17 protein-coding genes are annotated in these 22862 nt (G+C 66.2%); 11 read left to right on the top strand and 6 right to left on the bottom strand.

Features of this window, described 5'->3' with window-relative positions; translation table 11 throughout:
- Positions 1-293: 293 nt before the first annotated feature.
- Genes AC2EBU_RS16945 through AC2EBU_RS16920 form a run of 6 tightly spaced genes read right to left on the bottom strand, consistent with a single transcriptional unit; the run spans position 294 to position 8773 of the window.
- Positions 294-2777 carry a GcvT family protein gene (locus tag AC2EBU_RS16945; protein WP_484611632.1) on the bottom strand — a complete coding sequence of 828 codons (2484 nt, stop codon included), beginning with the start codon at positions 2775-2777 and terminating at the stop codon, positions 294-296.
- Positions 2778-2789: 12 nt separating this feature from the next.
- Positions 2790-3635, bottom strand: a complete 846-nt coding sequence (locus AC2EBU_RS16940; protein ID WP_484611631.1) for an EamA family transporter — start codon at positions 3633-3635, stop codon at positions 2790-2792.
- On the bottom strand, positions 3632-5296 hold the full coding sequence (locus AC2EBU_RS16935; protein WP_484611630.1) for a Na/Pi cotransporter family protein: 1665 nt from the start codon (positions 5294-5296) through the stop codon (positions 3632-3634). Before AC2EBU_RS16935 ends, AC2EBU_RS16940 begins: the two co-directional genes overlap by 4 nt.
- Positions 5297-5320: 24 nt before the next feature.
- Entirely contained in the window at positions 5321-6796 is a 1476-nt protein-coding gene (gene phnY, locus AC2EBU_RS16930) for a phosphonoacetaldehyde dehydrogenase (RefSeq protein WP_484611629.1), read from the bottom strand.
- Positions 6797-6804: 8 nt separating this feature from the next.
- On the bottom strand, positions 6805-8022 hold the full coding sequence (gene phnA / locus AC2EBU_RS16925; protein ID WP_484611628.1) for a phosphonoacetate hydrolase: 1218 nt from the start codon (positions 8020-8022) through the stop codon (positions 6805-6807).
- Complete coding sequence (locus AC2EBU_RS16920; RefSeq protein WP_484611627.1) at positions 8015-8773, bottom strand: phosphonate utilization associated transcriptional regulator; 759 nt, start codon at positions 8771-8773, stop codon at positions 8015-8017. The genes phnA and AC2EBU_RS16920 overlap by 8 nt, the downstream gene beginning before the upstream one ends.
- A 174-nt stretch (positions 8774-8947) precedes the next feature.
- Between AC2EBU_RS16920 and AC2EBU_RS16915 the strand changes: the two genes are divergently transcribed.
- The 11 genes from AC2EBU_RS16915 to AC2EBU_RS16865 all read left to right on the top strand — a co-directional run bounded on the left by AC2EBU_RS16915 (position 8948) and on the right by AC2EBU_RS16865 (position 22486).
- On the top strand, positions 8948-9997 hold the full coding sequence (locus AC2EBU_RS16915) for a putative 2-aminoethylphosphonate ABC transporter substrate-binding protein (RefSeq protein ID WP_484611633.1): 1050 nt from the start codon (positions 8948-8950) through the stop codon (positions 9995-9997).
- A gap of 103 nt (positions 9998-10100) precedes the next feature.
- Positions 10101-11150 (top strand): putative 2-aminoethylphosphonate ABC transporter ATP-binding protein, encoded by a 1050-nt coding sequence (locus AC2EBU_RS16910; RefSeq protein WP_484611626.1) that lies wholly within the window; start codon positions 10101-10103, stop codon positions 11148-11150.
- Positions 11150-12871, top strand: coding sequence for a putative 2-aminoethylphosphonate ABC transporter permease subunit (locus AC2EBU_RS16905; protein ID WP_484611625.1), 1722 nt, complete (start codon positions 11150-11152; stop codon positions 12869-12871). The genes AC2EBU_RS16910 and AC2EBU_RS16905 overlap by 1 nt, the downstream gene beginning before the upstream one ends.
- A 37-nt stretch (positions 12872-12908) precedes the next feature.
- Positions 12909-14033, top strand: coding sequence for a 2-aminoethylphosphonate--pyruvate transaminase (locus AC2EBU_RS16900; protein WP_484611624.1), 1125 nt, complete (start codon positions 12909-12911; stop codon positions 14031-14033).
- A 122-nt stretch (positions 14034-14155) separates the two neighbouring features.
- Positions 14156-15517 (top strand): glutamine synthetase family protein, encoded by a 1362-nt coding sequence (locus AC2EBU_RS16895; protein ID WP_484611623.1) that lies wholly within the window; start codon positions 14156-14158, stop codon positions 15515-15517.
- Positions 15517-16938 (top strand): (R)-1-hydroxy-2-aminoethylphosphonate ammonia-lyase, encoded by a 1422-nt coding sequence (gene pbfA, locus AC2EBU_RS16890; RefSeq protein ID WP_484611622.1) that lies wholly within the window; start codon positions 15517-15519, stop codon positions 16936-16938. Before AC2EBU_RS16895 ends, pbfA begins: the two co-directional genes overlap by 1 nt.
- Before the next feature lie 63 nt (positions 16939-17001).
- On the top strand, positions 17002-18135 hold the full coding sequence (locus tag AC2EBU_RS16885) for an iron-containing alcohol dehydrogenase (protein ID WP_484611621.1): 1134 nt from the start codon (positions 17002-17004) through the stop codon (positions 18133-18135).
- Positions 18136-18166: 31 nt separating this feature from the next.
- Positions 18167-19015, top strand: a complete 849-nt coding sequence (locus AC2EBU_RS16880; protein WP_484611620.1) for a gamma-glutamyl-gamma-aminobutyrate hydrolase family protein — start codon at positions 18167-18169, stop codon at positions 19013-19015.
- Between the two features lie 2 nt (positions 19016-19017).
- Positions 19018-20394, top strand: coding sequence for an aldehyde dehydrogenase family protein (locus AC2EBU_RS16875; protein ID WP_484611619.1), 1377 nt, complete (start codon positions 19018-19020; stop codon positions 20392-20394).
- A 5-nt stretch (positions 20395-20399) separates the two neighbouring features.
- The gene (locus AC2EBU_RS16870; RefSeq protein ID WP_484611618.1) at positions 20400-21080 is read left to right on the top strand and encodes an HAD family hydrolase; all 681 of its coding nucleotides are present in this window, start codon (positions 20400-20402) and stop codon (positions 21078-21080) included.
- Positions 21081-21364: 284 nt separating this feature from the next.
- Positions 21365-22486: a serine endopeptidase gene (locus AC2EBU_RS16865; protein WP_484611617.1), complete on the top strand. Its 1122-nt coding sequence runs from the start codon at positions 21365-21367 to the stop codon at positions 22484-22486.
- The last annotated feature ends 376 nt before the right edge of the window (positions 22487-22862 follow it).

The following is a 22862-nucleotide window of genomic DNA, read 5'->3' as shown; positions in this document are numbered from 1 at the left end:
CCGGTGATGCGCAGGCGATTGCCGGCGTCTACTCCGACATCGTCAACCTGGTGATCAAGGCCAAGTAAGCCGCCCCAAAGCCTCCGACACCCCCGGCCGGCCGCGCCGGCCCCACCCAACCCACCCCGCCCGAGGATGACTCGGCGGGGTTAGTGGCGTCTGGGGGGAGGGTTGGGGGTGCGCTAGGGGTGTTTCAGGGCGTTTTAGGCTGATACCCAGCGGGAAAGGGTCGTTTGATGCTACGGTTTCGATACTGTTGAATAACGCTCGCCGCAGGTATGGCCTGCGCGTACTCAGCTGCGGGGCGCGCGGGGCGGCCACTGGTCGTACAGCCGCACCGGATGGAGCTGCCCCCATAAAGCGATCTGCGCGGCGGTGCCTGCGTGGGTTTGCTGTGCCGGCGCGCCGCGCACGTAGGCCAGCGCGACACAGGCCCCGGCCAGCGGGCTCCAGCCCACCGAGCTGAGTTCGCCCACCGGCTGGTCCTGCAGCACCAGGGTTTCACCGCCCCAGGCATAGACCGCCGGGTCGTCAAACACGACGGTGACCAGCTTCTTCTTCAGCGGCAGGGTGCGGACGGCCCGCAGGGCGTCACGTCCGATGAAGTCCGCCGGTTTGTCCAGCCGCACCGCAAACAGCAGGCCGGCCTCGAAAGGCGTTTCGTCCGGGCCCAGTTCGGCACCCCAGGCGCGTCGGCCCTGCTCGATGCGCAGCGCGTCGATGGCGTAGTAGCCGGCGTCGCGCAGACCCAGATCGGCGCCGGCCGCGTGCAAGGCCAGGTAGACATGCCGTGCCATTTCGATCGGTACATACAGCTCGTAGCCGGGGCCGCCGACATAACTCATGCGGGCGGCGCGCACCCGGGCGTGGGCCAGGTCGATTTCGCGGGTGCTGCTGAAGGGCAACGCCGCGGGGGACAGGTCGTCGGGCGACAGGCGCTCGAGCAGGGTGCGGGCGTTCGGCCCCATCACCGACAGCACGCTGGTCAGCGCGGTGACGTCGGTCAGCGTGGCATGGGCGTCGGGCGGGATGTGGCGGCCGATCCAGTCGGCGTCACGCACCGTCTGCGCCGAGCCGGTGACGATCAGGAATCGGTCGGCCGCCAGGCGGATCACGGTCAGGTCGCTTTCGAAGCCGCCGCGGGTGTTGAGCATGGCGGTGTAGACCATGCGGTCGACCGCAACGTCCATTTCGTTGGCGCACAGGCGCTGCAGGATGGCCAGCGCGTCGCGGCCTTGCAGCAGCAGTTTGGAGAAGCTGGTCTGGTCGTAGACCGCCACGGCCTCGCGCGTGGCCTGTTGCTCGGCCTGCATCCAGGGCAGCCAGCCGGGTGTGCCCAGGGTGTAGGGCGGCCGCGGCACGAAACCCGCCGCGGGGCCGGCGGCGGGCGGCCGGAAGTAATTGGCCCGCTCCCAACCGTTGCGGGCGCCGAACTCCGCGCCTTTGGCCTGGAGCAGGTCGTACAGCGGCGAGGTGCGCAACGGCCGTGCCGACTCCAGCTCCTGGCGCGGCCAGCGCATGGCGTAATGCAGGCCCAGGGTTTCCGCCGTGCGGGCGGCCAGGGCGCGGCGGTTGCCGCTGAACGCGCCGAAACGCCGGATATCGACTTCCCAGACGTCCGCGCTCGGTTCGCCGGCGGCAATCCACTCGGCAATCAGCCGTCCGGCGCCACCGCTGTTGGCGATGCCGGCCGAATTGAAGCCGGCGCAGACGAAGTACTGTCGCAACTCGGGCGCCTCGCCGAGGATGAAGTTGCCATCCGGAGTGAAACTTTCCGGGCCGTTCAGCAGCATCTTGACCGGTGCCTTTTCCAGGCAGGGGGTGCGATGGATGGCGTTGTGCATGAGGGGTTCGAACTGGTCCCAGTCTTCGTCGAGAAGTTGAAACTGGAAGTCCGCCGGAATCGGGTCCCGTTTCCAGGGTTTGGCCACCGGCTCGAAGCCGCCCATGAGCAGGCCGCCCACCTCTTCCTTGTAGTAGATGAAGCCATCGGGGTCGCGCATGACCGGCAGCATCGGATGGACACCGTCGATGCGGTCGGTGACGATGTAGAAGTGCTCGGCCGAATACAGCGGCACCGTCACGCCGGCCAGGCGCCCGAACTGCCGCGCCCATTGCCCGGCGCAGTTCACCACCGTCTCGCACCGCACCACCCCCTGCGCGGTGACCACCCCACAGGCGCTGCCCTGGTGCTGCAGTACACCGGTGACCTCGACATCCTCGACAAAACGCACCCCGCGCTGGCGTGCGCCTTTGGCCAGTGACATGCACAGGTCGGCCGGATTGGCCTTGCCATCCCCCGGCAGCCACAGTGCGCCGCGCAGGTCGTCGGTGCGCAGCAGCGGGTAACGCTCGGCCGCCTCGCGCGGGGAGATGACATGGCATTCGACCCCGAAGGCCCGCGCCATGGCGGCCTGCTTCTGGAACACTTTCCAGCGGTCGTCCGACGCCGCGACGTTGAGGCTGCCGCAGCGCTTCCAGCCCGTGGCCAGGCCGGTTTCGGCCTCCAGCGTGGCGTACAGCTCGATGCCGTACTTGCTCATCTGCGTCATGCTGCGGTTGGGACGCATCTGGCCGATCAGCCCGGCGGCGTGCCAGGTGGTGCCGCTGGTGAGCTTGCCCTGCTCCAGCACCAGCACGTCGGTGATTCCCATCCGCGCCAGGTGGTAGGCCGTGGAGCAGCCGGCAATGCCGCCGCCCACAATGACAACGCGGGCCTGAGCGGGCAGGGCGGGGGCGGAGGTCGGGTGGTGGGTGTTCGCGGGGGAAGGGTTCATGGGCTCTCCTGGTCAGCTCAGTCGCAAGGCAATGACACCGGCAACAATGGTGAGGGTGCCCATCAGGCGCCGCCGGGTAAGTTCTTCATTCAGAAACCAGATGCCCAGCAGGGTGGCAAAAAGCACCGAGGTTTCGCGCAGCGCCGCCACGGTGGCGACGGGTGCCTGGGTCATGGCCCACAGCGCGATGCCATAGGAGCCCAGCGATGCGGCGGCGGCGCCCGTGGCCACGGGCCAGCGCTGGCGTGCATACGGCAGCGCCACGGCCGTACCGCGCCGGGCCAGCACCAGCAGCCCGAAGGGCCAGCCGTCCAGCACAAACAGCAGCGCCACGTACTGCAGGGCATTGCCCGAGGCGCGGGCGCCCAGCGCATCCACCACGGTGTAGATCGCAATCACCACGGCATTGACCAGCGCAAAGCGCACTGCCCGGGGTGAATCAAGGGCGTGGCGTGACAGCCCCAGCGACAGCACGCCGACGCAGATGCCGACCACACCCAGCCAGGCCCCCAGGCTCAGTGCCTCGCCGAGCAGCACACTGGCCGACAGCGCCACCAGCAGGGGTGCCGTGCCACGCATCAGCGGGTAGGTCAGCCCCAGGTCGCCGTGCTGGTAGGCGCCGGTCAGGGCAATGTAGTAGCCGATGTGGATCACCACTGAGGCGGCAATGAAAGGCCAGCTCTCTGCGGCGGGCAGGCCCACCACGACCAGCAGGGGAATGGCAACCACCGAGCCGATCACGTGGATCAGCGCGGTGTCCATCGCCTTGTCGCTGCTCGACTTGACCAGGGCGTTCCAGCTGGCATGCAGCAGGGCGCCGAACAGCACGGCCGCCACCACGGGCCAGGTGATGGTCATCCGGGTACGACCTCGGGGTCCTTCAGCCGGGTCTTGCTCAAGGCACCGGCCGCTTCGAGGATGGGATACGCGATGGAACAGATATGCGAGTTGATGCGTTTGAGTTCGCTGATCAGGTCCAGATGCAGCGAACTGGTGGCAATGCTCTCCGGCGTGTTGTCCTGCAGCCGCATCAGGTGGGTGGCGGCGTACTCATGTTCCAGTTCGCGGAAGTTGGCTTTTTCTTCGAGCAGTTTCTGGGCGGCCCGCAGGTCGCCATCCAGAAACACGCTCATGCCCAGGCGCAGATTGCTGACCAGCCGCTCGTGCATGTGGCAGATTTCGGCCATGCCGGCGTCGGAGAAGTTGCGGCCTTTGCGAATCTTCTTGTCTTCGATGTCCAGCAACACCCGCTCGATGATGTCGCCGACCTGCTCCATGTTGATGGTGAACGACACGATGTCGGCCCAGCGCCGCCCTTCGGTTTCCGACAGCGCCTCCCGCGAGATCTGGGTCAGATAGAACTTGATGGCGCTGTAGAGTTCGTCGACCGTGTCGTCGGATTTGCGCAGATGCTCGGACAGCGACAGGTCGTTGTGGCGAATGACCGGCACGATCCCGCGCAGCATGGTTTCCACCACGTCCGCCTGGTGCAGGGCCTCGCGCGCCGCGCACGAAATCGCCAGCGAAGGGGTGGCAAGGGCGGTCGGGTCCAGATGCCGCGGCCGGTTGGCCGGTGGGTTGACGGGCGGCGGCTGCAACCAGCCCTCCAGCCACCGGCCGATCAGCGGCGCAATCCCGATCATCAGCAGTGCCAGCGTGACGTTGAACAGCAGGTGGAAACTGACCACAATGCCCAGTGGCTCGGGCATCACCGGCCCCACGGCATGGAGAATGTCCGGCAGCCAGGGCATGGCCACCACGGCCAGCAGCCCGCCGGTCAGCTTGAATGCCAGATTGCCCATGGGGACCCGGCGCTCCAGCGGCCCCGCTTTGGATGTAGAGAAGACGGCCAGCAGACCGCTGCCGATGTTGGCGCCGATGACCAGCCCGAGCGCCACGTTCACCGGCAAAATGCCCGCCGACGCCAGCGTCGCCGACAGCAGCACGATCGCCAGGCTGGAATACGACAGCACCGTCAAGACCGCGCCCACCACAATGTCGAGCAAAACCTCGTTGGGCATGGCCGCCAACAGGTTTTGCATCACGGGCGAGGCGACCAGGGGACGCGTGGCCGCCATGATGAGGTGCAGCGCCAGGGTGATCAGTCCCAAGCCGATCAGCACCCGACCGACCCGGCCCGCCGTGGACGCCTGTTTCGAGGTGAACAGGATCACGCCGGTGACGATCAGCAAGGGCGACAGCCACGACAGATCGAACGAGAACACCACCGCCATCAGCGCCGTGCCCATGTCCGCACCCAGCATGACGGCCAGCCCGGCGCCGGTGGAGATCAGCCCCTGCCCGACGAAGGAAGCCACGATCAGGCAGGTGGCGGTGCTGCTTTGCACCAGGCTGGTGACGGCCAGGCCGGCCGCCATGGCGGTCAACCGGTTGTCGGCATTGCGTCGCAACACCCGCCGCAGGTCTTCGCCCATGATGCGCAGGATGCCGGTGCGCACGGTGTAGGTCCCCCACACCAGCAAGGCAATCGCGGCGAACAGGTTCAGGAGATGCTGCATGGACGCTGGGGGCTGTCGTGGGCGTCAGCTCCAGGGCAAAGAATAGGTCTTGAGGTTGGTGAAGCTCTTGATGGCTTCCTGCACGCCTTCCTTGTAACCCAGGCCCGAATCCTTGATCCCGCCGAACGGCGTGAGCTCCAGCCGGTAGCCGGGGACTTCGCGCACGTTCACCGTGCCGACATCCAGCTCGGCGACAAAGCGGGTGATGTAGTCCAGCCGGTTGGTACAGACGGCACTGGACAGGCCGTAGGCCGTGCCGTTGCTGATGCCGATGGCCTCGTCGATGGTCCGGAAGCGGATGATCGGCGACACCGGGCCGAAGGTTTCCTCGCGCACCACGGTCATGCCCGGGTCGACCCGGTCGATCACCGTGGGGGCGTACAGGGCGCCGTCGCGGGTGTTGCCGACCAGCAGGCGGGCGCCCTGGCTGACCGCTTCATTGACCCGGCTTTCAAACAGTTGCGCGGCCGCCGCGTCGATCACCGTGCCCATGTCGTTGGCCTTGTCCATCGGATCGCCGAACTTCCACGCACGGGTTTTGGCCACCACCTGTTCGGTGAACGAATCGGCGACGGCCTCGTGGACCAGCATGCGCTTGATGGCGGTGCAGCGTTGTCCGGAATTCTTGTAGCTGCCCTGAACCGCCAGGGTGGAGGCTTCGTCGATGTCGGCGTCTTCCATCACGATGATGGGGTCGTTGCCGCCCAGCTCCAGCACCAGGCGGCGGTAGCCCGCCTTGTGCGCGATGTACTTGCCGATCGCGACACCGCCGGTGAACGTGACGAGGTCGGCCGCAGGATGGATGATCAGCTCGTCGGCAATTTCGCGCGGGTCCCCGGTGACCACCGACAGCATCTCCGGCGGCAGGCCGGCCTCGTACAGGATGTCGGCAAACAGGATGGCCGAGAACGGCACTTTCTCCGACGGCTTGAGCACCATGCGATTATTGGTGGCGATGGAGGGCACCACCTTGTGGGCGACCTGATTCATCGGGTGGTTGAACGGCGTGATCGCGGTAATCACGCCCAGCAGCGGCGCGCGCTGGGTGTAGACCCGCCGGCGCTTGCCGTGGGGGGTCAGGTCACAGCTGAAGATCTGCCCGTCGTCCTTGAGCACCTCGTTGGCGCCGAAAAGCAGGACATCGGCGACACGGCCGGCTTCATACAGGGCGTCTTTCTGTGCCAGGCCAGCCTCGGCAGTGATCAGTGCGGCCACCTCGGCGACCCGGCTGGCCGCAATCGTGGCGGCGCGGTTGAGGATGGCCGCGCGCTCGAAGCGGGTGAGGCGTGCCTTGTAGGCGTGGCCGATGGCGTAGGCCTCGCGCACCTCTTCCAGGGTGGCCTTGGGCACCTGCCCGATGACGGCACCGGTGTACGGGTTGGTGACGGCAATGCAGCGGTCTGCACCGCGCTCGGCGCCGACCCGGCGACCGGCGATGCGCATGGCGTTCAGGCCGTTGCTGCGAATGTAGCCGGCGATATCGTCTGTGGGGTTGCTCATGGCGGCCCTTACTGTGCGTGGTTCAGGGCCAGGTCGAATGCGTCGAAATTGCGGTATCGCCGGGCCGGATCCAGGCCGGTCAGCGGGCGGTTGAGGATCAGCGGCACCCGCTGCTCGCTGACCCCGCCGTGCGAACGCAATGGGGCGTCCAGTCCGCTCAGGTCGTGGCGGCTGGCCGAGGTACCGAGCACCGTGGACCGTTCCGACACCACCACCAGATCGCCGATGCGGTCTTCGGGCAGTTCGAACCGCGCGGCGGCCTGGCTGCGTGTCAGCACCGACTCGATGCCCTGTAGCCTGTCCAGGTCGGCCGCAACGGCGGCGATGTCGGTGCCCTGCGGCAGGTAGACCGTGGCGTACGAACCCAGCGCGCCGTGGTGAACCACATAGGGATCGGTGATGGGCAGGATCACGCGTGCCGTGCCGGCACCGGTCCGGGCATCGAACCAGTCCTGCAGGTAGACCACGTCGGGTTGACCGTTCATGGCCACTTTGGCATTCATGCCGTGATCGGCGGTGATGGCGATCACCCAACCCAGGGCATCCAGCTGCGACAGATACCCGTCCATCATCCGGTAGAAGGCGTTGGCCCCTTCGGTGCCCGGCGCGTGTTTGTGCTGGATGTAATCGGTGGTGGACAGGTACATCACGTCGGCCTTGCCGGCCTGGGCCAGTTTGACCCCGGCAGCAAAAACGAACTCGGAAAGCTCGGCGCTGTAGACGTCGGGCACCGGTTTGCCGACCATCTGCAGCACGTTGTCGATCCCGTTTTCCGCCACGCTCACCTGGTCGGCCTTTTCCGATGAGAAGCAGATGCCGCCGACCATGCCGTGACCGAGCAGCTTGCGCAGCTTGTCCTTGGCGGTGACCACCGCGACCTTCTTGCCTGCTGCCGCCAAAGCGGCCAGCAGGGTCGGTGCCCGCAGCCACTTCACGTCGTTCATCATCACTTCGGTGCCGGTGGCGGTATCGAACAGGTAGTTGCCGCAGATGCCATGCACCGACGGAGGCGCGCCGGTGACGATGGACAGGTTGTTGGGATTGGTAAAGGTGGGCACCACACAGTCGGCGACCAGGCCGGTGCCACGGGCGAGGGCGCCTTTGAGCCACGGCATCTGACCGGTGGCGACGGCCTGGCCGAGGTAGTCGGGTTCGCAGCCGTCGACGCAGACGACCACGGTGGGGATTTGGGGCACATGATAGGTGCGGTGATTGACGTCAAGCATGGCGGCTCTTTCGGGTCGGTTTTTCAGGAAGTACCTCGGGCGCCGGGTTGTCTCGCGGTTGCCGGGCCAGGTGGTTGGTGATGGTTCGTTCCTTGCTTTCCATCACATGGTCAAACAAGGCGCGGCCAGCTGCCTCGGCATTTCCCGAAGCGATGGCCGTGACGATAGACCGGTGTTCGCCCGCCGATATGGGCAGCAGGGCGCCGTCGGCAAGGTTCAGACGGCTAAACAGCGACAACTCTTTGATCAGCTTGCGGTAAATCGCGGTGAGCTTGCGGTTGCCGGCCATTTCGACAAGCCGGTCGTGAAACTGGAGGTTGAGCAGGTGATAGTGACGGGTATCGCCGCTTTTGACGGCTTTCTCCATCTGGTCCACCAGGGCGCGCACTTCCTTGAGCTGCGCCGTGGTGATCGAACGTGCGAGTTGCCGGCCCACCAGTTCGTCCATGGCGGCCCGCAGATCGAAGATTTCCACCGCTTCGTCGATGGGAATGTCGCGTACAAAGACGCCCCGGTTTTTTTCGTTGCGCAGCAAGCCCGCCTCTTCGAGCATGCGGAAGGCTTCGCGCACCGGCCCCCGAGAAACCCCCAGGCGATCGGCGATCGCGGCTTCGGTCAATTTGGTGCCCGGGGTGAACTCGCCCACCAGAATGGCGCGCTCGATCTCCTGCTGCACCAGCGTGGTGAGCGAACTGCTTTGCAACAGCGCAATGGTTGCCTGCGGCGCCGGATCGAGGAGAGACGGGCTCATGTCTGGATTGGAGCAGATTTTTCCATATTGTCAACAATATGCAAAAAGCAATTGACAAACTTCGACTGCACGGCGTTAAATGCACGACAGATTCCGGTCTGTCGTCAAGGGGTCACCGTCCTGACACAAACGCGTGCCAGCATGATTCGTTTTGTTCATCAACAGGAGTTCCGCATGCTTTCGTTTGCCCGTTGTTCCGCCATCACCAAGGCGCTGCTTGCCGCCGGTCTGCTGGCTGCCGGTGGCCTCGCCTCCGCGCAGAAAACCCAGTTGCTCGTCTACACGGCGCTGGAGACCGATCAGCTCAAGGCCTACCAGGAAGGTTTCAACAAGTCCCATCCGGACATCGAAATCAAGTGGGTGCGCGATTCGACCGGGGTCATCACGGCCAAGCTGCTGGCGGAAAAAGGCAATCCCCAGGCCGATGCGGTGATGGGTGTGGCGGCCTCCAGCCTGGCCTTGATGGACAAGAACGGCATGCTGCAGCCCTACGCGCCGCTGAACCTGGACGCGATCATGAGCCAGTATCGCGACAAGAAAAATCCTCCCGCGTGGTTTGGCATGGATGTGTGGGGCGCGACCATCTGCTTCAATACGGTTGAGGCGCAAAAGCGCGGCATTCCCAAGCCCGAGACCTGGAAGGACCTGACCAAGCCGGTTTACAAGGGGCAGGTGGTGATGCCCAACCCGGCGTCCAGTGGCACAGGCTTTTTTGACGTGACGGCCTGGCTGACGCTGTGGGGCGACGACAACGGCAAGGGCGGGGGCTGGAAATTCATGGATGGTCTGCACGAGAACATTGCGCAGTACACCCACTCGGGCAGCAAGCCCTGCAACATGGCCGCCAGTGGCGAGTTCGTTGTGGGCATTTCCTTCGAATACCGCGCCAACAGCAACAAGGCCAAGGGTGCGCCCATTGACCTGGTGTTCCCGAAAGAGGGTCTGGGCTGGGATCTGGAGGCGTTTGCCATCCACAAAGGAACGAAAAAGCTCGACGCCGCCAAGAAACTCGCGGACTGGGCCAGCAGCAAAGATGCCATGCTGCTCTACGGCAAGAACTTTGCCATCACCGCACAGCCTGGCGTTGCCGCACCGCTGGCCAACGTGCCCAAGGACTATGAGTCCCGCCTGGTCAAGAAAGACTTCTACTGGGAAGCCGACAACCGCGACCGCATCCTGGCCGAGTGGACCAAGCGCTACAACGCCAAGTCGGAGAAGCGCTGAGTCCGTCCGTGCTGGCCCCGCGCGGGGCCAGCGAACGGCACCGGGGCTGCGGGCAGCCCCGGCTTTCCTTGCGAGCGCTGTATCCCTTTTCAGGCCTAATCCGATGAGCACGGACCCATTTCTTCAGATCCGCACGGTCGGAAAATGCTTCGGTGAATTCACCGCATTGCGCGACATCAACCTGTCGGTGAACAAAGGCGAGTTCGTCTGTTTTCTCGGGCCGTCGGGCTGTGGCAAAACGACCTTGCTGCGCATTGTGGCCGGACTGGAGGTCCAGACTTCCGGCGAGATCTGGCAAGGCGGCCGCGATATCTCCCGGCTGCCGCCCGCGTTGCGGGACTATGGCATCGTGTTCCAGAGTTATGCGCTGTTCCCCAACCTGACGGTCGCCGACAACGTTGCGTATGGCCTGGTAAACCGGCGCCAGCCGCAGGCCGAAATCCGCAAACGGGTCAGCGAGCTGGTCGCGCTGGTCGGACTGCCGGGCAGTGAAACCAAGTACCCGGGCCAGCTTTCCGGTGGGCAGCAACAGCGCATCGCGCTGGCGCGTGCGCTGGCCACGTCACCCGGCTTGCTGCTTCTGGATGAGCCTCTGTCGGCGCTGGATGCCATTGTCCGGGTCCATCTGCGCCAGGAAATCAAGGCCTTGCAGCAGCAACTCGGGGTGACCACCATCATGGTGACCCACGACCAGGAGGAGGCACTCAGCGTCGCCGACCGCATTGTGGTGATGAACCATGGCGTGATCGACCAGGTGGGCACGCCGCTGGAGGTGTACCGCGAGCCCGCCACCCCCTTTGTGGCCGCCTTTGTCGGCAAGGTCAATGTACTGCCCGCCCGCATTGTGGCCGGCGAGCTGCACCTGGGCGCCTTGCGCCTGCCGGCCCCCGGCGGGGATCGCGACGTCCGGGTGTACTTGCGACCCGAGGACATCCTGGCCCGTCCCATCGCCGACGGCGACCCCCATGTCTTCGAGGCGACGATCAGCAAGATCGAGTTCCTCGGCTCGTTTTGCCACGTGCAGGTTGCCTCACCGGCCCTGCCACAGCCGCTGGTGGTCTACCTTTCGCTCAACTTCCTGTCCGAGCAGTCTCTGGCGACCGGATCAACGGTGCGCCTGCGCCTGCTGGCTGAGCGGCTCAAGGTGTTCTGATGGCAGCGGCGCAACCCCTGGGTCGTCAGACGGCGGGCAAACCACTCACCCAGAAGGCCCATTGGACGGACTGGGTCGGCCATGGCGCGCTGACACTGGTGGTGCTGGTCCTGATCGCTTTTCTGGCGCTGCCCCTGGCGGCCATCCTCGTGCAGGCCGTGCAAGGGCGCGAGGGTGAATTTGTGGGCCTGCGCAACTTCGTTGCCTATGCCCGAACGCCCGCCCTGCTGGAGAGTTTGTGGAACAGCATCTGGGTGTCCTCGCTCGTCACGCTGATCACGGTCCCGCTGGCCTTTGTTTTCGCGTATGCGCTCACGCGTTCGTGCATGCCTTTCAAGGCGTTGTTTCGCGGAATCACCCTGATTCCTCTGCTCGCACCGTCCTTGTTGTCGGCCATTTCGCTGATCTACTGGTTTGGCAACCAGGGCGTGCTCAAGGAGGTCCTCAATGGGTTGGGCGTCGAACAGATCTATGGCGCCACCGGCATTGTGATTGCCGAGTGTTTCGCCGTCTTTCCCCACGTGCTGATGATCCTGGTCACGGCGCTCAGCCTTTCCGATGCCCGCCTGTACGAGGCTGCAGACGCGATGGGTACCTCGGCGGCACGTCGGTTCTTCACGATCACCCTGCCGGGCGCCAAATACGGCCTGATCTCCGCCGCTTCGGTGGCCTTCACCCTGGTGATCACCGATTTCGGCATTCCCAAAGTCATCGGCGGCAACTTCAACGTCCTGGCAACCGATGTATTCAAACTGGTGATCGGGCAACAGGACTTCGCCCGCGGCTCGGTGGTGGCGCTGCTGCTCCTGCTGCCCGCGGTCATCACGTTTGGCGTGGACGGCTACGTCAGCCGCCGCCAGACGGCGATGCTGACCGCCCGGGCCGTGCCCTACACCCCCAAGCCAGCGCGACGTTTCGACGCCGCCATGACCGTCTACTGCGGGGTCATCGCCGTGCTGGTGCTGGCCATGCTCGGCATGGCGATCTTCGCCTCATTTGCCAGCTTCTGGCCGTACAACCTCACTCCCAGTTTGCGCCACTATGTGATGGGACTGGTCGATGCCGAGGTCGGTGTGGGCTTCGTCAACAGCCTGACCGTGGCCACCGCAACGGCGGTGTTCGGCACGGCGCTGGTGTTCTGTGGTGCGTACCTGCTGGAGAAAACGCGCGGCGCCGGCCCGCTGCACGGTGTGATGCGCCTGCTGGCCATGTTGCCGATGGCCGTGCCCGGTCTGGTGCTGGGCCTGGGCTACATCTTCTTCTTCAACGAACCCGCGAATCCGCTTAACAGCCTCTACCACACGATCACCTTGCTGACCCTGTGCACGATCGTGCACTTCTACACCACCGGGCATCTGACTGCGGTGACCGCGCTGAAATCCCTGGATGCCGAGTTCGAAGCGGTCAGTGCATCGCTCAAGGTCCCGTTCTGGCGAACATTCCGGCGGGTGACCTTGCCGATCTGCACGCCCACGCTGATCGATATCGCCCGCTATTTCTTCATCAATGCGATGACCACCATATCCGCCGTGGTCTTTTTGTACTCGCCCGAAACCAAGGTGGCGTCCATTGCCATCCTGAACCTGGACGAAGCCGGTGAAATGGGCGCCGCTGCCGCCATGGCGGTGCTGATCCTCATCGCCAGCAGCATCGCGATGGGCCTGTTTACCGTGCTGGCCTGGTGGGCCAACCGGAGAACCCAGGCATGGCGAGTGCGGTAAACGAAAAACAGCCCACCAGAAAACAAAAGGAGATTTCATGGACCGCGACAACATCCTGCTGACCCCTGGCCCGTTGACCACCACCCTGCGCACCAAACTGTCCATGCTGCGGGATTGGGGCTCCTGGGACAGCGAATTCAACGCCGTCACGGCCCGGTTGCGCCAGAGCCTGCTGGCCATCGTGCACGGACAGGACAGTCATGTCGTCGTTCCGCTGCAAGGCAGTGGTACCTTCAGTGTCGAAGCGGCCGTCGCAACGGTCGTTCCACGCCATGGCCATGTGCTGGTACTCGACAACGGTGCCTATTGCAAACGCGCCGCGCGGCTGACACAGATGATGGGTCGCCGCTGTACGGTGGTCGCCTTCGCCGACAGCGAGCCGGTCTCGGCATCGGTGCTGGAGCAACACCTGCAGTCCGACCCGAGCGTGACCCATGTGGTGATGATCCATTGCGAAACCGGCGCCGGTGTGCTCAATCCCCTACACGATGTCGCGCAGGTTTGCGAGCGGCATGGCAAAGGCCTGATCGTCGATGCCATGAGCAGTTTCGGCGCCCTCCCGATCGACGCCCGCACCGTGCGCTTCGACGCCCTGATTGCGGCCAGCGGCAAGTGCCTGGAAGGGGTGCCGGGCATGGGCTTCGTCTTCCTGCGCAAGGCGATTGTGGACGCCTGTGCGGGCAACAGCCAGAGCCTGGCCATGGACCTGCATGACCAATATGTGTACATGGAGAAAACCGGCCAGTGGCGTTTTACGCCGCCCACCCATGTGGTGGTTGCCCTGGCCGAAGCCGTGAGCCAGTTCGAAGCTGAGGGCGGACAGAGTGCCCGCCTGGCGCGGTACACCGACAACTACCAGACGCTGACGCGCGGCATGGCTGCACTGGGCTTCAAACCCTTTCTGGATCCCCCGGTGCAGGCGCCCATCATCGTAACCTTCCATGCGCCCGGCGATCCGCGCTACGACTTCCGGCAGTTTTATGCGGCGGCGAAAGCCCGCGGCTTCATCCTGTATCCGGGCAAGCTCACCGAGCTTGAGACCTTCCGGGTGGGCTGTATCGGGGCCATCGGCCGCAACGAAATCGAACAGGCCGTCCATGCGGTCGCCCTGGCGTTGCAGGATCTGGGAATTGCCAGCGGGCGGCCGCGGGAGTTCGCATGAGCCACGCCGGCCGTGCCGGACGTCCCACCCCTGCACCGATTGAGTACTGAAAGCGCGCACAGGCGACCTGGCAGGGCAAGGCGCCACAGGTTCGCCGGAAACCGAAGAAAAGGAGACTCCCTATGGCTACTGCCCGACAGCATCCCGCGCTGGCCGCCCTGCGGCAATCCGCAGCCGCCAAGGTCAAAGTGGCCGTCAGTGACATCGATGGCATCTTGCGCGGCAAGTACCTGCACCGGGACAAATTCTTCGGCGCCGCCGAAGGGGGTTTTGGCTTCTGCGACGTCGTCTTCGGCTGGGATTCGCACGACGTCTGTTACGACAACACCACCGTCACCGGCTGGCAGCATGGCTTTCCGGACGCGCTCGCCCGGATTGACCTGAACACCTCACGGAATGTGCCGTGGGACAACGGGGTGCCCTTTTTCCTGGGCGAATTCATCAACGCCGACGGCAGCCCCTACCTCGTCTGCCCTCGCCAGACCCTGCGCCGCGTCCTGCGGCGCGCGGAAAAACTGGGCGTGCTTCCGATGGCCGGCATGGAATTCGAATGGTTCAATTTCTCCGAAACGCCCCAGACCTGGGCCGGGAAACGGGGTGTGGGCCCGGAGCCGATCACGCCGGGCATGTTCGGCTATTCGCTGCTGCGTATGGCCGACCAGCGGGGATTTTTCAATGCGCTGATGGATGAAATGCTGGCCTTCGGGGTGCCCATCGAGGGGTTGCACACCGAAACCGGACCGGGGGTCTATGAAGTGGCGATCACCTTCAGTGAAGCGCTGGAGGCGGCCGACCGCGCCATCCTCTTCAAGACCGGGGCCAAGGAAATCGGCAAACGCTTTGGCGTCATGCCCAGCTTCATGGCCAAGTGGAATCAGGCCCTGCCCGGCTGCAGTGGTCACATCCACCAGTCCCTGAGCGACGGCAAGAAGAACCTGTTCCATGACGGCAAAAGCAGCCGCTCGATGAGCAAACTGTTCGAGAGCTACCTGGCCGGCCAGGTGGCCTGCCTGATGGAGTTCGCGCCGATGTTCTGGCCCACCATCAACAGCTACAAACGTCTGGTCGACGGCTTCTGGGCGCCGGTCAAACCCACCTGGGGCCTGGACAACCGCACCGCCAGTTTTCGGGTCATCGCCGGCAGCCCCAAAAGCACGCGGCTCGAAACCCGGTGCCCCGGCGCCGACGTCAATCCCTACCTGGCCATGGCCGCAGTGATCGCCGCCGGGCTGCATGGCGTGGAAAAAGGACTGAAACTTACGGCCCCGCCTATTACCGGAACCAACCAGGGCGCAGAACATATCCCGCGTGCCCCGCGCAGCCTGATCGAAACCACCCGCATCTTTCGGGACTCGGCCATCGCCCGCGACTGGCTTGGTGACACCTTCGTGGACCATTTCGCCGCCACACGCGAGTGGGAGTGGCGTCAATGGCAGGACGCGGTCACGGACTGGGAAATGAAGCGCTACTTCGAAATCATCTGATGGGCACCCTGCGACAACCCGCGCCTGCCACGGCGCACCCCAGCCAGAGCGAGGGCGACGTCAACGGCACCCCGCGGCGCAGCGCGTGGCAGTCCGCCAACCTCGACGAGCCTACCCGGGCGCTGCTGGCGCGTGACAGTGCCGCCTTCCTGCACCAGTCGGTCTCCACGCCATGCCTCAATGCCATCCGCAAGGCCGAAGGCATCTGGATCGAGGACACCGCAGGGCGCCGCTACATGGATTTCCATGGCAACAACGTCCACCACGTGGGTTACGCGCACCCGCATGTTCTGCAGTCCATCCACCGTCAACTGGATGAACTGAGTTTTGCCCCGCGCCGGTTCGTCAGCGATCGCGCGGTGGAACTGGCCGAGGCCTTGTCGGCGCAGTTTGCGCGCCTGACCGGCTCGCCGGGGCGGGTGCTGTTTACCACCGGGGGGTCCGACGCGGTGGAAGTCGCCATCAAGCTGGCGCGCACGGCAACCGGCCGGTTCAAGACCCTGAGTTTCTGGGACGCTTTTCATGGCGCGGGCTTTGGCGCCAGCAGCGTTGGCGGCGAATCCCTGTTCCGCGGCGGCCGGGTCGGCCCCCTCCTGCCCGGCACGGAACATGTCGCACCGTTTGGCTGCTACCGCTGTGCCTATGGGCATCCGGTCGACGCCCAGGGCCAACCCGATCTGGAGCGTTGCCGCCTGGCCTGTGCGTCCATGGTGCGATACGTGCTGGAACGCGAGGGCGATGTTGCCGCCGTGGTGGCCGAGCCTGCCCGCGCTGTGCCGTACGTGCCGCCGCCGGGGTACTGGCAAGCGGTGCGTGAGGCCTGCCACGCGCATGGCACCTTGCTGATCTTCGACGAAATCCCCACCGGCCTGGGCAAGACCGGCCGCTTCTTTGCCGCCGAGCACGACGGCGCGGCGCCCGACATCGTGGTGCTGGGCAAGGCGCTCGGCGGTGGCGTGCTTCCGATTGCGGCCTGTGTCGCACGCGACGACCTCAATGTGGCTGGCGCCTATGCCTATGGCCACTACACCCACGAAAAAAACCCCGTCACCGCCGCTGCCGCACTGGCCACGCTGGAGGTCATCGAGCGCGAGCGCCTGGTCGAGCAGGCCGCCCGGGTGGGCGCCCACGCGCTGGACCGCCTGCACGCGCTCAAGCAACGTTACCCGCAGGTCGGCGACGTGCGCGGACGGGGCCTGTTGCTTGGTGTGGAACTGGTGCGCGACCGCGCCAGCCGCGCCCCGGCCGGCGACCTGGCTGAGGCGGTGTTGTACGGGGCCATGTCGCGCGGCCTGAGTTTCAAGACCACCATGGGCAACGTGCTTACGCTCACGCCGCCGCTGATCACCACCGAGCGCCAGATGGACCAGGCGCTGGACATCCTGGAGCAATCCCTGGCTGCCGCGTTGAACGGGCCCTGACTGCGCGCTGCCGCACAATTTCGCTTTCACCCGCCTTCACCCCGATCTCCCCGGACCCTGACCATGAGCCTGCACCGTTTCGCTTTTCCCACCCCCATCCAGTTCGGCGCCGGCGCGCGCCGCCAGGTGGCCGCCCACCTGCGCGAGCAGGGCCTGAGCCGCCCTCTGATCGTGACCGACCGCGCGCTGGCGCAACTGCCGGTGCTCGCAGAATTCCGCACCCACCTGGACGGGCTGGACGTGGCGGTGTTCGACGGGGTTTTCGGCAACCCCACCTGCAGCCAGGTCATGGCCGGCGCGGCCGCATTTCGTGCCCATGGCGCCGACTGCATCATCGGCTTCGGTGGTGGCGCGGCGCTGGACGTGGCCAAAGTGGTCGGTGTCGCCGCCACCCACGAGGGCGACATCCTCGAATATGTCTGGGATCACCCCCAGGTGCGGGCCATCGAACACCCGCTTCCGTATTTCGTCGCCTTGCCGACCACATCCGGCACCGGCTCCGAGGTCGGGCGCTCCTCGGTGGTCAGCGAAAACGACAGCCACCTCAAGCGGGTGGTGTTCAGCCCGAAAATTCTCGCGCGCTGTGTATTTGCCGACCCCGAGCTGACGCTGGGTCTGCCGCCGGCCATCACCGCCGCCACCGGCATGGACGCGCTCACCCACAACGTCGAGAGTTACCTGTCGCCGGCCTACCACCCGCTGTGTGACGGCATCGCCCTCGAAGGCACCCGCCTGGCCGCCGCCGCACTGCAGACCGCCGTGCGCGACGGCAGCAACCTGGCCGCCCGCAGCGACATGATGATGAGCTCCATGATGGGCGCCATCGCCTTCCAGAAAGACCTGGGCGCGGTGCACTCCTGTGCCCACGCCCTGGGAGCCGTCTGCGACCTGCACCACGGCCTGGCCAACGCGCTGATGATCGACACTGTCATGGCCTGGAACTACGAGGTGGTGCCCGCGAAATTCGATGAACTGGCCCATGTCTGCCGGGTCTCCGGCGGTGGCGCCGCGTTTGTGCCGTGGCTGCGCGCGCTCAAGCAGCACGTCGGCATCACCGGCACCCTGGCCACCCATGGCGTGACGGCCGCGCACCTCCCGCGCCTGGTGGAGATTGCGCAGCACGATATCTGCCACCAGACCAATCCGCGCCCGTGTACGGCGGCGGATTTCGAGCGCCTCTTCCGGGCGGCGCTGTGATCGGAGACCACTCCTGCGACCGGGGCCGTCGATGAGCGGACGACTCAAGATCGGCATCAGTGCCTGTTTTCTCCATCCCGACCCCGGGCGCAGCGCTTTCGCGTTCAAGACCCTGCAATACATCGAACAGTCCATGGCCCACTGGATCATGGCCGCCGGCGCGCTGCCGATCATGATCCCGTCGCCGGCGGGCGATACCGCCGTCCGTGCCGACGGCGCCGCGCGGCACGATGTGGTGCTGGCCGACTATGCCCAGTGGCTCGACGGTGTGGTCATGCACGGGGGGGCCGACGTCTGGCCCGGCAGCTACGGCGAAGAGCCGCTGCGCCCCGAATGGCGCGGTGACGCCATCCGCGACGCCTACGAAATTGCCCTGGTGCATGCCTTCGCGGCGGCCGGCAAGCCGGTGCTGGGCATCTGCCGGGGCCTGCAGCTGATCAATGTCGCCTTCGGCGGCACCCTCTACCAGGACATCGCCACCCAGCACCCCGGCGCGCTGACCCACCGCGACGGGCAGGTGTACGACCGCCTGTTCCACACGCTGGAACTGGTGCCCGGCACCCGCCTGGCGCAGCTGCTCGGCGACGATCCGCGCCGCACGATCAATACCATCCACCACCAGGGCATCAAGGACCTGGCCCCCGGATTCGTCGTCGAAGCGCGTTGCCCCGACGACGGCATCATCGAAGCCATCCGGCGTACCGGCGCTCCGCACGCCGCCCCCGGCGCCAGTTATGTGGCGGCCGTTCAGTGGCATCCCGAATTCCACCGTCCGGAAGACGGCGTGCTGGACGACACCCCGGTGCTGCGCGACTTCCTGGACGCGGCGCGGGCCGCCTGCGCGCGCCAATCCCCCTCTTTTCCCACCGCACCCGATTGACCATGTCCACCACGCTCAGCATCCACAACCCCGCCACCGGCCAGACCATCACCACGCTGCCGGCCCACAGCCCCGAACAGGTGGCCGAGCTGGCCGCGCGCGCCCGCGCGGCCCAGCCCGCGTGGGCGGCGCGGGCACTGACCGAGCGCATGGCCTGTATCCGCGGTTTTCGCGAGGCCGTGCTGCGCGAGCAGGAATCGCTGGCCCAGACCATGACCGCCGAGACCGGCAAACCCATCCGCATGTCGCGCAACGAACTGGGCGGCCTGATCGGACGGCTGGACTTTTTCCTCGCCGAGGTGCAGCGCGTCACCGCCACCGAAACCGTGTACGACGAAGGCGGCATGACCGAGCAGATCGAACACCTGCCGCTGGGGGTGGTGGCCAACATCTCGGCCTGGAACTACCCCTGGTTTGTCGGCTGCAACGTCATCGTGCCGGCGCTGCTCACCGGCAATGCCGTGCTCTACAAACCCAGCGAATACGCCACCCAGACCGGCCTGGCCATCGCCCGCCTGCTGCACGAGGCGGGGGTTCCCGCCGACGTCATGGTCTGCCTGGTCGGCGGTGGCGACACCGGCGCGTCCTTGCTGGCGCAGCCGGTGGACGGCGTGTTCTTCACCGGCTCGGTCGCCACCGGCCAGCGCATCGCGCAGGCGGTGGGCCACCGGTTCATCCGCCTGCAGCTCGAACTGGGCGGCAAAGACCCCACCTATGTCTGCGACGACGCCGACCCCCGGGCGGCGGCCGAATCGCTGGCCGACGGCGCGATGTACAACACCGGCCAGAGCTGCTGCTCGGTCGAGCGCATCTACGTGCACGAGTCCATCCACGACGCCTTTGTGGCCCATTTTGTCGACACCGTGCGCGGCTACCGCATGGGCGACCCGACCCGCGACGACACCTACATCGGCGCCATCACCCGCGCGCCGCAACTGGCCGTGCTCGAAGCCCAGGTGGCCGACGCGCTGGCAAAAGGCGCCACGCTGCATTGCGGCGGCCATCGCGGCGCGGGGCCAGGCAACTGGTTCGAGCCGACCGTGTTCTCCGGTGTGGACCACCGCATGGAGCTGATGCGCGAAGAAAGCTTCGGCCCCATCATCGGCATCCAGAAAGTCAGCGGCGACGCCGAAGCCGTGCGCCTGATGAACGACACCCGCTACGGCCTGACGGCGGGCGTCTACACCCCCGACGCCGAGCGCGCCCGCCGCCTGCTGTCGCAGGTCCACGCCGGCAGCACCTACTGGAACTGCTGCGACCGCGTCAGCCCCCGCCTGCCGTGGAGCGGCCATGGCGACTCCGGCGTCGGGCTGACCCTGTCGACCTACGGCATCGCCGCGTTCACCCGGCCCAAGGCCTGGCACCTGCGCCGGGGCTGAACGCCATGGCCGGCCTGGCGCTGTTTGACCTGGACCACACCCTGCTGTCGGGTGACAGCGACGTGTTGTGGTGCGACTTTCTGATCGACTGCGGCGAGCTGGACCGCGCCAGCTTCGGCCCGCGCAATGCCGACATGGAAGCCCGCTACAAGGCCGGCACCGTGGGCGTGCGCGAATTCAGCGAGTTCTTCATCGGCACCCTGGCCGGCCGGACCCCCGCGCAGTGGGCGCCGTTGCGTCAGCGTTTTGCCGCCGAACGGGTGTTGCCGCGCATTCCGCCCGACGCGCGCGACCTGGTCGAGCGCCACCGCGCCGCCGGCGACTGCCTGGTGCTGACCACCGCGACCAACCGCTTCCTGACCGAGCTGACCGCGCAGCACCTGGGCATCGAGCACCTGATCGCGACCGACTGCGCGCTCGACGCGCAAGGCCGGTTCACCGGTGCCGTTGCCGGCACGGCCAACATGCGCGACGGCAAGGTGACCCGCCTGAATGACTGGCTGCGGGCCGGCGGGCGGCCGCCCGTGTCCGGCTGGCCGGCAGGCTCGGTGGTCGCCTACAGCGACAGCCTCAACGACTTGCCGCTGCTGAGCGCCGCGCACCGTGCCGTCGCCGTCGACCCCGACCCGCGTCTGGCCCAGGTTGCGGCAGAGCGTGGCTGGCCGGTGCTGCGGTTGCGCCGCTGAGCGGCCCCGCCCCGGCGGGCGGCCCGGGTGCCGGCCGGGGCTGCGGCGTCAGTACTGCTTGTCGATACTGTGGGTGCTTTGATGCCATACCGGTTCATCTGGCGCTACCCCGCCCCTCCGGGGGAGCGGTCACAATGGGCTTTGCGCCGGGTGGAGCTGCCGGCGGGGCCGTCCGGGCGGTCCCGGCGCCTTGCCGGGGCTGTTTTGGCACCAAAACTGCCCATACCCAGCGAAAAAAGGTCGTTTTCAGCTCACGTTTTTATAGTTGTGGAAAGGTCGCCGCCATGAGCAAAGCCCTGCGTTTGTCCGAAAAATGGTTCCATCGTGGCCTGTGGCTGGTGGCCGTGGTGTTTGCCGGCTTTCTCATCGGCCTGGGCGGCACCATCGTCGGGGACCTGCCCAAGGTCGAGCAGCGCGCGCGGCTCGACGACTTCATGGACCGCGAAGCCACGCCCCGGCTGCGGCAATCCGTCAAGGACGCCCAGACCGCCGCGCGCGACGCCCAGGCGGCGCTGGAACAGGCCCAGTTGCGCCAGCAGGTGGCGCGGGCCGACAACCAGGCCGCCCGCGAAACCTTCAACAACTGGCTCTCCACCCGCCAGGCCACCGCCCGGGCCGAGCAAGACGCGGAACTGGTCGCCCGCACCGCCCGGCTGGACGCCTTGCGGCAGGCCGAACGCACGGCGCTGACGGCGGTCGAAACCCAGCAACAGGCGCTGCTGGACGCCCGCCAGGCCGAAACCCGCGCCCAGAAACAGTTGCAGGACCTGCAGGACCGCGCCAGTCAGGCCTTTGCGCAGGCCCAGCGCGCGCAGGAGCTGCGGGTGTTTCTGTACCGGCTGGCGCTGACTTTACCCCTGCTGGGCCTGGCGGCCTGGCTGTTCAAGACCCGCCGCCATAGTACCTGGTGGCCCTTCGTCTGGGGCTTTGTGTTCTTTGCCGGCTTCACGTTCTTCGTCGAACTGGTGCCGTATCTGCCAAGTTATGGTGGCTACGTGCGTTATCTGGTCGGCATCGCGCTGACCGTGATCGGCGGGCGCTATGCCATTGCCGCGCTGCAGCGCTACCTGGAGCGGCAAAAACAGGTGGAGGCCCTGCCCGACACCCAGCGCCGCCAGGGGCTGGACTACGACCTGGCACAGGCCCGCCTGGCCAAAAACGTCTGCCCCGGCTGCGAGCGCCCGGTGGACCTGAAAGACGGCAAGACCGACTTCTGCCCCCACTGCGGCCTGTGTCTGTTCGACCACTGCGGCCACTGCACCAGCCGCAAGAGCGCGTTTGCCCGCTTCTGTTTCGCCTGCGGCACCCCCGCCACGGCACCGGGCGTCACGCCGGCCTCGGCGCCGGGTACCGTGCCCGCCGCCGGCACCGCCCCGCCCGCGGGAGCGGTCCCGTCCGCCGGGTGATGCAAAGACCATAGCAGCAACCGACCTTTTTACGCTGGGTATTGGCCCAAATCGCCCCCAAACCCCCGCAACCGCCCGTCTCTGACCGCCCCGGTCGCTTTCGCAGCGCCACCGTCTTCGTACCGCAACCCCGCCGTGCCCGCCCCACCGGTGGACGGCCCCATCGACGCATTTCGCCACACCGGCCACGGTCGGTGTCTTGCAATTTGCACTGCTGGCCCCGTGGGTGATTACGCAGTGTTTCGGTAAGTATTTGATTTCATTGTTTTTTCTCTATCCGTATCGGGTTGGCACGGCCTTCGCAGAAAGAAAGCCGTCTGCCACACGGTGTGGCGTCAAACCCCAAACCCTTTACCTGTTACGAATCGGAGAACCC

It is taken from the genome of Curvibacter sp. T50 (assembly GCF_057219955.1).
This window is presented reverse-complemented; position numbering and strand designations above follow the sequence as displayed.